Genomic DNA, 14,193 nt, shown 5'->3' with positions numbered 1-14,193 from the left:
GATGTGAAGAAACTGGTGTTTGACTATGAGATGAAGCTCTCATTCAGCTCGCCCGTGACCGACCATCGCTTCCAACTGCGCTGCATTCCAGCCACCGGCCCACGCCAGCAGGTGATCGACGTGGCAGTCAAAATCGAACCGGATGTGGAACTCGAAACCACCATCGATTCCTTCGATTCCGTGGTGATGACCGGATTCATTCCCGAACCGCACACCATGTTCAACTACTCGGTGACCGGCATCGCCTTCGTGGACAACGCGCATATCAAATCCGAAATCTATAAGCCGCTGTACCGCTTCAATTCGGCGTTGACAGTGCCGGGGCCGGCCATCGAAGCGTTGATCGGCATCTGCCGTGAACGCATCGCGTCCCTGCCTGCCGACTGCACGCCGATCGACCAAGCCCGTGAGGTGATGGACGAGGTGTTCAAAACGTTCGTCTACACGCCGGCCTCCACCACCATCCGCACCACCGCCGAGGAAGCGTTCGCTCAACGCAAGGGCGTATGCCAGGATTACGCGCACGTCATGCTGTCCGTGTGCCGGCACGTCGGACTCACTGCCCGATACATCGCGGGATTGCTCGGCGTCGAGGGCGCCACGCACGCATGGGTCGAAATCTACCATGATGGACGTTGGGTCGGTTTGGACCCCACACACAACCGTATGGTCGACGACAACTACATCACCATCGCCCATGGCCGCGATTACCGCGACTGCATGCTCGACATCGGCATCTTCTCCGGCTGCGACGTCAAGCAGGACCAGTGGGTCAACGCTTCCGTGCACGAGCAGGGATACTGATTCCCCGACGTTTTCTCGATGCCGGATTCCGTATTTCGGCAGATGCAAAGCAGATAAACAAAAAAGGCCGAAACGCCATTGTTTCAACCTTCATTGCATGCGGATAAGGCGAGATTCGAACTCGCGGAGGGGTTCGCCCTCACACGCTTTCGAGGCGTGCTCCTTAGACCGCTCGGACACTTATCCATTCGTCACCTGAAAACAAGCAACTTGATAATTGTGCCACAGTGGTGGCGATTGTCAAATCGGACTGGCTGCAACGGTGTGATTTCCGGCGTGTCTTGCTTTGCGCCCGACTGTGCGTCCTTAGACGAACAGCGCTTCGTCGAAGGAAGGATAGCCCCAATCAAGCGCCAATTCGACACGGTCCGCAATCAGACCGGCAAGCACGCCCAGGGATTGCGCTCGCGAATCCGTCGACTGTTTTGCATTGGTGACGCGTGACTGGGAATGATCGTTCGCGGCATTGGAGCTTCCGGCGATTGCCGTTATCTCGCTTCGCGCGCAGTTCATTTCGATGGTGGCGTCGGTCGGTGCCGTAAGGCCGGTGGCGGAATCGAGCATCGTGTCGGGGTGGGCGAGCAAGGCGGTGGCCTCGTACGTTTTCCTACGATCGTCAATGGTGCCCGAGAAGGATGCGAACCGTTGCGATGTGGTCTTATGACGATCGCTGATATCCAGCGTCGCATGGCCGCTGTTGCGGGCCGCCAGCACTTCCATGGCGAATCCGGCACGGTCTTCGGCCTGCGCGGCGGTGGCAAGGGACTTGGAATCGACGTCAAGCGATTCGACATCGTCAAAACGCGACAGCGTGATCGGCGCGACGGCCACCGACAGTTGATCGCCCAGTGCGCGAGCCATATGACGTGCCTGCGCGCTGCGCAACGCGCCTTCGGCAAAACGCGCCGGACATTGCGCCGCGGTGTTCGTCCATGCGGAGACCGCCTGCTGCGCCGAGAAATAGCGGCGGATGATGTGCTGATGCTGGTCGTGTGCGATCTTGTTATCGGCGGTGGCATCGAAATAGGCCTTCTCGCACGGGCTTTGCCGTTGTTCGGCTTCAGCCCTGCCTGCGATCCTGGGCATGGAGCATGCCGTCAGCGCCGGCATGAGGATAGCGGTGCAAAGCAATGCGCAGACGCGTTTCGCGATAAAAGAAACCGAGCGGAAAGAAGGGGTACGTGTCTGCATGAATCATTAGACTAATATCTGACTGTGACCATTGGGCCATGCGCTCGGAATAACTTCATATAGGAGGTCTTGGAAATATGGAACTGGACCTGGCAGGAATGCACCAGCTCGCCGCTGGGCAGGGAATTGATCCCGAGACGCTGGATGCCGCACTCTCGGAAGCATTGCGACTGGCATATCTGAAAACCCCTCACGCTGCGAAGCACGCTCGCGTCGAGCTTGATCCGCGTGCGGGAAGCTTCACCGTATGGGCCCAGGACGAGATTCCTGGCGAGCCGACTGAAGACGATCCCCACCCCGCGCCGACTCTGGGCGAGGAATACGACGACACTCCGCACGATTTCGGCCGACTGGCCGCTGCGACCGCTCGTCAGGTGATCAGCCAGCTGTTCCGCAAGGCCGAGGATGACAAGGTGTTCGGCGCGTTCTCCGGTCAGAAGGGCAAGCTCATCACCGGCATCGTGCAGCAGGACGTCAAGGACACATCCAACGTGCACGTGGCCGTCGGCGACGTCGAAGCCCTGCTGCCGCGCCGCGAGCAGGTGCCCGGCGAACGCTACCGTCACGGCGAACGTATCCGCGTGTACGTGGTGAACGTGGCCCGTGGTCTGAAGGGCCCGGAAATCGTGGTGTCCCGTTCCCATCCGGAGCTGGTCCGCCGCCTGTTCGAACGTGAGGTTCCGGAACTGGTTTCGGGAGCCGTGTCGATTATGGCCATCGCCCGCGAGGCGGGCGCCCGCACCAAGATCGCCGTCCGTGCCAACACCGAAGGCGTCAACCCGAAGGGCGCGCTGATCGGCCCCGGCGGAGCCCGAGTGCGCGCCGTCATGGAGAACCTCGGTCCTGAGAAAATCGATATCGTCGACTGGTCCGCGGATCCGGCGAAATTCGTCGCCGCGGCGCTGTCTCCGGCCGTCGCCACCGGTGTGCAGGTGATCAGCGAGAAGAACAAGACGGCCATCGCCTTCATCCACGATGACCAGCTGTCCCTGGCCATCGGCAAGGAAGGCCAGAACGCACGTCTTGCGGCCAAGCTGACCGGCTGGAAGATCGGCATCGAATCCGCTGAGGCGCATGCCAAGAAGATGGCCGAATCGGCGGACCATTCCGATGGGGAAACCGAGGAATAAACAACACTTCCGGTAGACAACAAGCCCGTGGACGTACAATCCACGGGCTTGAGTATGCTGGACTCGACAATCCAAAGCGTGACGGCCATGCCGTCATGCCCAGGGAAAAGACGAGGTATCACGAACATGGTTGCACGATGAGAAGGAACAAGCTCGCCGTGAATCAGTAGCGGTCGCGCCCGTATGCGCGCGGCCCAAGATAGGAGAATTGAGTGCCGAAAGCACGCGTATATGAACTTGCCAAGGAACTTGGCGTTGACAGCAAAACCGTTTTAAGCAAACTTGAGGCGATGGGCGAATTCGTGAAGTCCGCATCGTCTACCGTTGAACCTCCCGTTGCACGCAAGCTGAGGAACGCATTCGCGTCCAGCGGACAGGGCAACGCATCTGATTCCAAGAAGCCGGGCCATACGGCCAAGAAGCCTGTCGAACCGGCATCTCATTCCATGCCAAAGCCGGCCGCTCCGTCAGCACCGAAGCCGGCTGCCCCCGCAGCGCCGAAGCCGCATCATGCCGCTTCCAAGTCCGATGCCCCGAAGCCGGGCCATCGCGCGCCGCGTCCAGGCGAATCCCGCCAGCATGGCAATCGTCCTAACGGCAACGCCCCGCGTCCGCAGGGTGGAGACCGCCGCCAGTCCGGTCGCCCGACGGCCGTTCCGGGAGCTCGCCCCCAGCATGGCAACGCTCCGCAGGGCGGCAACAACGCCAATGGCGCGAAGCCGCACACCCCGGGACCGCGCCCGGGCAACAATCCGTTCAGCCGCAAGCAGGGCATGCACACCCCGACTCCGGGTGATATTCCGCGTCCGCATCCGATGAACCGTCCGAGCGTCAACAATGGCGAAGGACGTCGTGGCGGCCGTCCGGGTCAGGGCGGTGGCCAGCGTGGCGGCTTCCGTGGTCGTCCGGGTCAGGGCGGCGCGAAGCCAGGCCAGTGGGGCCAGCATCGTCCGGGTCAGGGCGGTGGCCAGCGTCCCGCCGGCGGCGGCAATCGTTTCGGTGGCAATGGCGGCGGTTTCCAGGGCGGCAACAGCGCTCCGAGCAATGGTCCGGCACGTGGTGGCCGCGGCCGCGGCGGCGCTGCAGGCGCGTTCGGACGTCAGGGAGGCAAGTCCTCGAAGGCGCGTAAGAACCGTCTGGCGAAGCGTCAGGAATTCCAGGAGATGAAGGCTCCGGTCATCGGCGGCGTGCGCATTCCGACCGGCAACGGACAGGAAGTCCGTCTGCGTCAGGGTGCGTCCCTCGCCGATCTGGCCGAGAAGATCAACGTCAATCCGGCGGCGCTGGTCACCGTACTGTTCCACCTTGGTGAAATGGCCACGGCCACCCAGTCCCTGGATGAGGCCACGTTCCAGATCCTCGGCGAGGAAATCGGCTGGAACATCAAGATCGTGTCCGCCGAAGAGGAAGACAAGGAGCTGCTGCAGCAGTTCGACATCAACCTGGACGAAGAGGAACTGCAGGAGGACGAGGATTTGAAGCCGCGTCCGCCGGTCGTCACCGTCATGGGCCATGTCGACCACGGTAAGACCCGACTGCTCGACACCATCCGCCGCACCAACGTCATCGAAGGCGAAGCCGGCGGCATCACCCAGCGCATCGGCGCATACCAGGTGACCGTCAACCTTGAGGGCGAGCCGCGCAAGATCACGTTCCTCGACACCCCGGGCCACGAAGCCTTCACCGCAATGCGTGCCCGTGGCGCCGAACTCACCGACGTCGCGATCCTCGTGGTCGCCGCCGACGACGGCGTCATGCCGCAGACCGTGGAAGCCATCAACCACGCCCAGGCCGCGCATGTGCCGATCGTGGTGGCCGTCAACAAGATCGATAAGCCGGGCGCCAACCCGGACAAGGTCCGCGGCCAGCTTACCGAATACGGTCTGGTTCCGGAAGAATACGGCGGCAACACCATGTTCGTCGACATCTCCGCGAAGCAGGGCACCAACGTCGACAAGCTGCTCGAAGCGGTGCTGCTCACTGCCGACGCCGAGCTCGACCTGCGCGCCAACCCGGATATGGACGCCCGTGGCGCCACCGTCGAAGCCCGACTTGACAAGGGCCGTGGCGCCGTGGCTACCGTGCTGGTGCAGTCCGGTACCCTCCACATCGGCGATGCCATCGTTGCCGGCACCTCCTACGGTCGTGTCCGCGCCATGCTCGACGAAAACGGCAACCACATGCAGGAAGCCGGTCCGTCCACCCCGGTGCAGGTGCTGGGTCTGACCTCCGTGCCGACCGCAGGCGACCTGTTCCTGGTGGCCTCCGACGACCGTACCGCACGTCAGATCGCCGAGAAGCGTCAGGCCACCGAGCGTGCGGCCCAGCTGGCCAAGCGCCGCAAGGTCGTTTCCCTCGAAAGCCTCAAGGAGCAGTTCGCCAAGTCCGAGGTGGATATGCTCAACATCGTCATCAAGGGCGATTCCTCCGGTTCCGTCGAGGCTCTGGAAGATTCCTTGATGAAGATCGAGGTGTCCGACGAGGTCGGCATCCAGGTGATCCACCGCGGCGTCGGCGCCATCACCCAGAACGACGTCAACCTGGCCACCGTCGACAAGGCCGTCATCATCGGCTTCAACGTCCGTCCGAACCGCCAGGTGGCGGATCTGGCCGAACGCGAAGGTGTGGAGATCAAGTACTACTCGATCATCTACAAGGCCATCGAGGACATCGAAGCATCCCTCAAGGGCATGCTCAAGCCGGAATACGAAGAGGTCGTCACCTCCCACTCCGAGATCCGCGAGATCTTCCGCTCCTCCAAGTTCGGCAACATCGCCGGCGTCATGGTTCAGGACGGCGAAGTCAAGCGTGGTACGAAGTGCCGTATCCTGCGCAACGGCATCGCCACCGTCAACGACCTCGAGATCTCCTCGCTGCGTCGTTTCAAGGACGACGTCAACTCCGTCAAGGAAGGCTACGAGGCTGGCATCAACCTCGGCACCTTCAACGACATCGAGATCGGCGATATCATCGAGACCTTCGAAATGCAGGAAATCGAGCGTAAGTAGCTGAGTGCTTCGAGCTTCGTATCGATAACCAGGTAAGGAACGCCCACAGCCGGTTCACGACTGCGGGCGTTCCGTGATACAACAAGAACTTTTCACCAAAAGGACAGCAATGGCAGGAACCAATCCCCGCGCCGCGCGCATCGCGGCGTTGATTCAGCGTGTGATCGCATCGTCCATGGAGGCGCAGCTGCACGACAAGCGACTGGCCAACGTGACCATCACCGAAGTGCGCGTCACCAACGATCTGCAGATCGCGAAAGTCTACTGGACCCAGCTCGGCCACGAAGGACACGAGCAGGGTGAACGCCGCCGCGCGCAGCAGGCCCTGAACCAGGCCAAAGGACGCCTGCGTTCCCTGGTAGGCACCAAGGCCGGACTGCGACTCACCCCGCAACTGGAATTCATCTTCGACGAAGTGCCGGGCGAGGCCCATGAGATCGAGGACATCCTCGCGCTCGCACACAAGCGCGACGAAGAACTCGCCAAGTCCCGCGCCAACGCGCAATACGCCGGCGACGCCGATCCGTACAAGCACGACGAGCCCGATGATGACGACTTCGACGATGATGACGATGTCGAGGTCGAGGATTGGGACGATGACGACGAAGCCTGACAACTCCGGTCTGCTGGTCATCGACAAGCCGCAGGGCGTCACCAGCCACGATGTGGTCGCGGCGGTGCGTGGCGCCCTGCACATGAAACGCGTCGGCCATGCCGGCACGCTCGACCCGATGGCCACAGGCGTGCTGGTGGTCGGCTTCGGCAACGCCACACGTCTGCTCAACTACATCGTCGACCACGACAAAACCTACCTGGCCACCATCAGACTCGGCCAGCGCACCACCACGGACGACGCCGACGGCGAACTGCTGCCGGGGGAGGGAACTATCGCCGAATTCCCTTCACGACAGACCGTTGAAGACGCCATCGCCCATCATTTCACCGGGCGCATCGAGCAGGTGCCGAACTCCTATTCAGCCATCAAAATCAACGGCCAGCGCGCCTATGATCTGGCCCGAGAAGGCAAGGATGTGGACCTCAAGGCCCGTCCGGTGACCATCTCGGAATTCAGCGTTTCGGCAGTGCGATACGGCTATGCTTCGACCACATGCGCGGGATCACCGCTTGCCGATGCCATCGAAATCGCCCCGGAGGAATCCTGGCATGCCGAAACCGACGGGCAAAACGAACCGAACATGCAGCCAGTCATGGAACTCGACGTGGCCGTGACCTGCTCGGCTGGCACCTACATCCGCGCACTCGGCCGCGATCTGGGCGCCGAACTCGGCCTCGGCGGCCATCTGACCATGCTGCGCCGCATCCGCGTCGGGCGTTTCTCGGTGGACATGCCGAACGTCATGACCGCCCATACGGAAGCCAAAACCTTCACCAACCGCGAAGGCATCGAAGTGACACGCAACCGTGCGGTGCTTGACGATGCCGAGCATGCCGTTGACCACGCACTCGACCTGGTCGCCAGCGCGGCCGCTTCCATGGACATGCTTCCCGTCACCGAACAGGAGGCGACGGACCTGCGGTTCGGCCGTAGAATCGCCCACGACATCCATACGACCATGGCCGCGTACGTTCCCGAAACCAACGATCTGGTGGCGATCGTGGAACGCGCCAAACGTGGCGAGACCAAGCCGGTCGCGGTCTTCAACTGAAACAATCAAGACCGGCCGGCACGCAATACGAACACGACAAACACACGGACAATACGCAAAGAAGGACACATGAAGACGATCACTCTTACCCCCGATGCCAGCGGCATGGTGGATTGGCCGACCCTGAGCAACGACAAGAAGTCCGTGGTGACCATCGGCTCATTCGACGGCATGCATCAGGGACATCAGGCGGTCATCCGCCGTGTGGCCGAACTCGCCGAACAGGAGCAGGCGTTCTCCGTGGTGGTGCTGTTCGACCCGCGTCCCGCGCTGGTGCACGCTTACGCCGCCAAACATGACGGTCAGGAACCGCCCGCAGGCACGCCTGACACGCAGGCGCTGACCAGTGTGAACGAACGGCTGCGCGCCATCGACGCCATCGGCGTGGACTACACGCTCATCGTGCGCTACACCATGGCATTCGCCGCGAAATCATATCGCTTCTTCCTTGGCCAGATGGTCGGCAAACTCGGCATGCGCACGCTGGTGCTCGGCTCCGACGCCGCCATGGGCGCGAACCGCGCCGGAAACGTGAAGGCCATTGAGAATCTGGCGCTCGCCACCGGCGTGTTCCAGCTGGAGGTCGTGGACGATTTCGGTCCGGGGCTGACCCGAGTGCCGGTCAATGCGAAGCCGGTGATGCCGTCCGAACCCGGCGAGCCTTCCGACCCTCTGGAGGGGGCTTCCAAGGCCGAACGACGCGCATGGAGCAAGAAGCATCAGGCCAAGGAGGTGCGCACGTGGAGCTCCACCAATGTGCGCTATCTGCTGAGCCAAGGCCGTATCAAGGACGCAGACGCGATACTCGGCCACGCGCATGCCGTGGAAGGCACCGTGGTGCATGGCGAGGAACGCGGCCGCACCATCGGATTCCCGACCGCCAATCTGAGCGAGAACGTCGCCGGATACCTGCCGGTGGACGGCGTGTACGCCGGCTGGCTGGTCGATTTGGGGGAGAAGTCCGCTGACGGTGGCGAAGAAGCCGGGGAGAAGCCGGCCGACGGCGTATCGCAGCAGTATGACGCTTCGTCCGTCAACGCGCGCGTGGCCATGCAGTCGCCACACCGCTGGCCGGCGGCCATCTCCATCGGCACCAAGCCGACGTTCAACGAGGACGGTGACGCCGAACGCGTGGTGGAAGCCTACGCCATCACCGATGACTGGTTGGACCTGTACGGCCATCAGGCGCGCGTGGAATTCGCTGGATTCCTGCGCCCGCAGATCAAATTCGATTCGGCCGACGATCTGGTGGTCGAGCTGAAACGCAACGTCGAGGAGACGAAGCGCCTCACCGCTTGAGACGGATCGGTTCGATTGATTTGATTGGTTCGATTGACGCGAATCATTGACGCCATCCGTGTTTTGTTACCCAAACGGGCTTTCCCGGGTTGCAAAAAGCGGATGGCGATGCCGTTTGGGCATCGGCGACCTATCGCAGAATCGCGGCCAACGCGTCCTGCAACGTATCCGCCTGCACCACGCCCATTCCCGGCACGGCGACGTTCTTGCGCAGCGTCGGCACAACGGCGGTGGTGAAACCAAGACGCGCCGCCTCACGAAGCCGATATTCCAGTCTCGGCACCGGGCGCACCTGCCCGGTCAACGAAATCTCGCCGATCGCGCACGTCGTACGGGGAATCGGTTTCGATTTCGCAGCGCTCGCCAACGCGGCCACAATCGCCAGATCGCAACCCGGCTCACGCGCCTGACCGCCGGCGATTGTGGAAATGTACAGGTCGTTGGCCAGCAGATTGATGCCACCGTGACGATATAACACCGCCACCAGCATGGCGATACGGTTGGAGTCCACACCGTTCGCCGCACGACGTGGCGTCGGCAGCACCGACCTGGTGACCAGCGCCTGCACTTCAATCGGCAGACTGCGATGCCCATCCAACGTGAACGTCACGCACGTGCCATCCACCTGCGTCGCCGCAGAACCATTGCCGGTTGATAGGAACAGGCCGGACGGATCGGTCACCTCCTCAATGCCCTCGCCGCTCATATCGAAACAGCCGACCTCATCGGTCGGTCCGAAACGGTTCTTCACTGCACGCAGCATACGCAACGCGGTTTCGGCATCGCCTTCGAACTGACAGACCACATCCACCAGATGCTCCAACGTACGCGGACCTGCGATCGAACCATCCTTGGTGACATGACCCACCAAAAGCACTGGAATATCAAGGGTTTTGGCGGTGTCAATCAGCGCGCTCGCCACTTCGCGCACCTGCGTGGATCCGCCGGAGATGCCATCGACGTCCTGCGAGACGATGGTCTGCGCCGAATCGACGATGGCCAACGCCGGCTTGAACTGTTCGATAAGCCCCAACACCGTGGACAGATCCGTGGTGGAGGCGAGCAGCAGATTCGGCTCCATGGCGCCGATGCGCGACGCGCGCATGCGGACCTGCGCCTGCGATTCCTCGCCGGAAATATACAGTACGGTATTGCGCTCGGCGGCGAACGCCGTCAGCCTCGCCACATTGCCGGCGGTTTCCAGCAGCAATGTCGATTTGCCGATGCCCGGCTCTCCTGCGATCAGCGTGACCGATCCCGGCACGATGCCACCGCCGAGCACGCGGTCGAATTCCGAAAATCCTGTGGCGATTCTGGAGATGTTCTCCGTGTCTATGTCGGTGATCGGCCTCGCCGCGGACGATGCGACCGGATGCGATTGCGTGCGCGAGGTCCGTCCCGGAGCCGCGGTACGCGAGCCTGCCGCGGGACGGGCTTCATGGAATTCCTCAATGGTGCCCCATTGACCGCATTCGGGGCAGCGGCCGAGCCACTTCGGGCCGCTCCAGCCGCATTCGGAACAGAGGAATTGCGAGGACGTCTTTGCCATATCGCCGACAATACGGAGGTTTTGGGACAAGACGTTCGCGGGTGGCGTACTCGTTGCACAGACATTGCGCTGAAAACCGTTTCGGGAACTGGATTCCATGACTTCGAGGGGATGGTTGCGCGTCTTATGGCTGTGAAAGAATGACAAGCATGTCTGATACGCAGAATTCCTCTTCGCATGGCAAATTGATTGCCGCCGTCGTAGCAGCCGCGCTTGTGGTTGTGCTTGCTCTGATTTCCGCATTTGTGTGGCCTGGTTGGGCCTTGAACAAGAACGGACAGGCCGGTCAGGCCGGTCAGACGAGCCAGCAGGCTTCCACTTCGAACGGTACGGACGGCGACAAGACGGAGCCCACCAAACCGTCGATCGATGCCGTGGCATTGCCCGACGGGGCCAGCGAGCTGCTCAAGGCCATGCCGGATTCCGTATTGAATTACGCGCGTACCAAGGCTGACGCCAGCACGACGTGGTCCAGCACCTCTCCCGTCGAGGAATACGCGTTGACGTATTCCACCGGCAAGAAAGGACAGGACGTCACGCTGGAAGTGGGCCAGTGGAACGACGGCGACAAGGCGAAATCCCAGTACGACACGCTGGCTGAAGCCATGACCGGCAAGGAGCTGGGAAGCGGCAACGTGAAGGTCTCCGGCAAGACGACCGGCGCCTACAGCGCCAAAGCCGATCCGGACGACGATACCAAGGCCGTTGCCGTGTGGCGCAACGATACGGTGGTTTTCTATGCCACCGGCGCGAAGAACGACATCCAGCGTTTCTACCAGCAGTTCCCCCTGTAACGTCGACGGAATCGTCTCGATGGCGAATCGCGGCCGGCTGATGGAATATCACGCGGAAAACGAAACGTGATTTTCCACCATATGAATGCCTGCGCGCGTATTCGTCCCCGAAGCAGTGTAGTATTGGGCAAGTTGCAAACTTTTACCCTTTGAGTTTAAGGAACGGAGGCTGAGATGGGCTCGGTCATCAAGAAGCGCCGCAAGCGCATGAGCAAGAAGAAGCATCGTAAACTGCTTCGTAAGACTCGCCACCAGCGCAAGTAGTCTTCAGGCGCGTGTGAAGCGTCCGCTCAAACAAAATCCCGCGATTCCTTTCGGAGTCGCGGGATTTTTGCTATCTGCGCGGCGGTGTCGGCCGGTATATTCCACACCAGCCGACACGCCTGCCTGTCAGGATCTCACTTGTTGGGGTTGTCCATCACGCGCGGGCCGTTCGGATCGCCGACGATGACCTGGTCCACCATGTTCAGGAACAGGCCGTGCTCGACCACGCCGACCGTGGTGATGAGGTCCTGCGCGAGCTCCTGCGGGTGGTCGATGCGCTCGAGGTGCAGATCCACCACATAGTTGTTCTCATCGGTGCGCACCGGCTCGCCGTTCGCGTCGAGACGCAGCACCGGCTTGTAGCCCTTGGCCTCGAACTTCTTGACGACCTGGCCTGCGCCGAACGGAATCACCTCGACCGGCAGCGGGAACTTGCCGATGGTGTCCACGACCTTGGACTCGTCCACGATCCACACGATCTTGTTGGAGTTGGTGGCCACGATCTTCTCCCACAGGAGAGCCGCACCGCCGCCCTTGATGCCGTTGAAGTTCTTGTCCACCTCGTCGGCGCCGTCGATGGTCACGTCGATATGGTCGACGTCATCGATGTTGACGATCTTGATGCCGTAGCCTTCGGCCTGCTCCTGGGTGCGGCGGGAGGTGGTGACGCCCGTGAACTCGAGGCCTTCCTCCTTGACGCGACGACCGAGCTCGTCGACCAGGAAACGCACGGTCGAGCCGGTGCCCAGACCTGCGATCATGCCGTTCTGAATCAGCTTTGCAGCCTCGATGCCGGCCGCCTTCTTCAGCGCGTCCTGCTGTGCCTTGTCCATGATCCTCCTTCGATATGGGGTTAAGACCGTCTCCATACTATCGGATGCGTTGATTTTCAAGGCGCGAATGGTCGGTTGCGGGAGCAGGTGTCTGTTTTGGACTGCGGAAAAGTTTTCACGGAATGTTTCACGGTCCTGCGTGAGGTGGCGTGCAAAAAAAGACGCGCATGAAATGACATGTGGGGAGCGGCTTGCGTAAAGCGGCTCCCCACATGTCTCGCTCAGCTATGTTTGACCGCGAACGGCGCCTCGTCCAATACCAGCGTGCCGTCACCCATCACATAGCCTTCCACGGCGATATACCCACGGATGAGACGTGGATTGCCGTCGAAGGTCGGGCTGGATTCCGGTGGGGGAGTGAACCGCACCGTACCCGACACCGACAGGCCCGATGGGCTTGGACGATGCGGCAGTTTCGGCAGATCCTGCGATTGCGATGAAGCTGTCTGTTCCGGTGCCGATTCTTCGTCGTCTTGCGATTCGCTGCGCGATTCGTTCGCATTCTGCGGTACGGCCGTGCTGTCCGTGTCCGTGCCGTCCGCGTTGCCAGTCACCGGCTTGTCGTTCTCGTCGCCTTCACGGGGAAAATAGTCGGGTTTGACCAGCATCTGCGCATAGGATTGATGCGGTTCACCGGATTCGTCCGTTTTCCCGGATTCGTCTGTTTCTCCGGATTCGTCCGGTTCGGCTGGACCGCCCGCGTCCGGGAAGCTGGATTCGGGTATGACCTTCGTCGCTTCGGTCTCAAGCATTGTGGTGGTTTCCGCCGGTTCGGTCTCGAGCACGGTCGTTTCCACCGCATCATCTGCGTCGTCATCGGTTGTCTGTCCGAAATCCGCAAGGTCGTGGGAAACGCCTTCCGGCTCCGCCAGCATGCTGGCGATCGAACGCGGCTTCGTGCTGTTGCTGGAATTGGCGGTATCGGCACCGGAATCGCCGGTGCCGGTCGTGGCGGAATCGCCTTGTCCGCGTCCCATGTGGTATTCGGCGGCGCTGATCGCACCATCCATCAGCATCCTCGCATCCTCGGGAACATCGGTGCCACGCGAATACTCGGAAGCCAGCAGCGACCGCCATCCTTCCAACGGCAGATAGCCTTCGCGCACATGCGAACGGCAATCGCCCGCATACGTGCGTGCCAGCTCGTCCACTTTCTCGTTGCCCGCGTTGCCGGCATGACCCTTGACCCACACGAATCGCACCGACCCCGCCCTATGCGCGATCTCATTGTCGATGGCGCGGATCAAATCGGCGTTCTTCACCGGTTTCTTCTGCGAATTCTTCCAGCCGTTGCGCTTCCAACCCTGCACCCACTTGGTGGAGCAGTTGATCGCATACTGCGAGTCGGTCTCGATCACCAGGTCTTCGGAACCGGGATGCGCTCGCAACGCCTCCAGCACGGCGCATAATTCGCCGATCTGGTTGGTGCCGTTCGTCGCGCCGCCGGCATCGCAATCGCCGGCATGCTCGTGCCCCGGCCTGCCGCCTGCCGCGGGCTCGTGGTCGGCCCAAGCCCAACCCATCGGACCATTCGGATTGCCAAGCGCGGAACCGTCTGTTGAAACCGTAATCGTCATGCTTCTACCCTACGAAAGCCGCGCGACTCGCCGCTTGCCCGTCATACCGCATCGCCCGCCATGCCGTATCGCCCGCC

12 protein-coding genes and 1 tRNA gene are annotated in these 14,193 nt (G+C 61.8%); 8 read left to right on the top strand and 5 right to left on the bottom strand.

Annotated features, from left to right (window positions below):
- Positions 1-3: 3 nt before the first annotated feature.
- Positions 4-804 (top strand): transglutaminase family protein, encoded by an 801-nt coding sequence (locus KSX58_RS00685; protein WP_085461784.1) that lies wholly within the window; start codon positions 4-6, stop codon positions 802-804.
- 100 nt (positions 805-904) lie between these two features.
- On the opposite strand, the gene KSX58_RS00680 is transcribed toward KSX58_RS00685, so the two are convergent.
- Both KSX58_RS00680 and KSX58_RS00675 read right to left on the bottom strand, forming a co-directional pair.
- Positions 905-990: transfer RNA gene (locus tag KSX58_RS00680), tRNA-Ser, on the bottom strand.
- Between the two features lie 120 nt (positions 991-1,110).
- On the bottom strand, positions 1,111-1,890 hold the full coding sequence (locus KSX58_RS00675; RefSeq protein WP_080863558.1) for a hypothetical protein: 780 nt from the start codon (positions 1,888-1,890) through the stop codon (positions 1,111-1,113).
- 182 nt (positions 1,891-2,072) lie between these two features.
- On the opposite strand from KSX58_RS00675, the gene nusA reads away from it, so the two are divergent.
- From nusA to KSX58_RS00650, 5 genes are all read left to right on the top strand, one after another.
- Positions 2,073-3,125: a transcription termination factor NusA gene (gene nusA, locus KSX58_RS00670; RefSeq protein WP_003808157.1), complete on the top strand. Its 1,053-nt coding sequence runs from the start codon at positions 2,073-2,075 to the stop codon at positions 3,123-3,125.
- Positions 3,126-3,337: 212 nt separating this feature from the next.
- Positions 3,338-6,133: a translation initiation factor IF-2 gene (infB, locus tag KSX58_RS00665; protein ID WP_034984197.1), complete on the top strand. Its 2,796-nt coding sequence runs from the start codon at positions 3,338-3,340 to the stop codon at positions 6,131-6,133.
- Between the two features lie 109 nt (positions 6,134-6,242).
- Positions 6,243-6,746, top strand: coding sequence for a 30S ribosome-binding factor RbfA (rbfA, locus tag KSX58_RS00660; RefSeq protein ID WP_003808161.1), 504 nt, complete (start codon positions 6,243-6,245; stop codon positions 6,744-6,746).
- Positions 6,730-7,800 carry a tRNA pseudouridine(55) synthase TruB gene (truB, locus tag KSX58_RS00655; RefSeq protein WP_217735842.1) on the top strand — a complete coding sequence of 357 codons (1,071 nt, stop codon included), beginning with the start codon at positions 6,730-6,732 and terminating at the stop codon, positions 7,798-7,800. The genes rbfA and truB overlap by 17 nt, the downstream gene beginning before the upstream one ends.
- A gap of 69 nt (positions 7,801-7,869) precedes the next feature.
- Entirely contained in the window at positions 7,870-9,099 is a 1,230-nt protein-coding gene (locus KSX58_RS00650) for a riboflavin kinase (protein ID WP_107646036.1), read from the top strand.
- A 130-nt stretch (positions 9,100-9,229) separates the two neighbouring features.
- On the opposite strand, the gene radA is transcribed toward KSX58_RS00650, so the two are convergent.
- Positions 9,230-10,648, bottom strand: a complete 1,419-nt coding sequence (gene radA, locus KSX58_RS00645) for a DNA repair protein RadA (RefSeq protein ID WP_215641040.1) — start codon at positions 10,646-10,648, stop codon at positions 9,230-9,232.
- A 140-nt stretch (positions 10,649-10,788) separates the two neighbouring features.
- Between radA and KSX58_RS00640 the strand changes: the two genes are divergently transcribed.
- Together KSX58_RS00640 and KSX58_RS00635 are read left to right on the top strand one after the other, a co-directional pair.
- Positions 10,789-11,442, top strand: coding sequence for a hypothetical protein (locus tag KSX58_RS00640; protein ID WP_080703700.1), 654 nt, complete (start codon positions 10,789-10,791; stop codon positions 11,440-11,442).
- Positions 11,443-11,616: 174 nt separating this feature from the next.
- Complete coding sequence (locus KSX58_RS00635) at positions 11,617-11,706, top strand: AURKAIP1/COX24 domain-containing protein (protein WP_004268639.1); 90 nt, start codon at positions 11,617-11,619, stop codon at positions 11,704-11,706.
- Between the two features lie 134 nt (positions 11,707-11,840).
- Here the strand turns inward: KSX58_RS00635 and rpiA are convergent, their stop codons facing one another.
- Complete coding sequence (gene rpiA / locus KSX58_RS00630) at positions 11,841-12,539, bottom strand: ribose-5-phosphate isomerase RpiA (RefSeq protein WP_011742841.1); 699 nt, start codon at positions 12,537-12,539, stop codon at positions 11,841-11,843.
- A gap of 221 nt (positions 12,540-12,760) precedes the next feature.
- Positions 12,761-14,116 (bottom strand): ribonuclease H, encoded by a 1,356-nt coding sequence (locus KSX58_RS00625; RefSeq protein ID WP_117762415.1) that lies wholly within the window; start codon positions 14,114-14,116, stop codon positions 12,761-12,763.
- Positions 14,117-14,193: the final 77 nt, after the last annotated feature.

It is taken from the genome of Bifidobacterium sp. MSK.17.10, assembly GCF_019129655.1.
Lineage (GTDB): Bacteria > Actinomycetota > Actinomycetes > Actinomycetales > Bifidobacteriaceae > Bifidobacterium > Bifidobacterium adolescentis.
This window is presented reverse-complemented; position numbering and strand designations above follow the sequence as displayed.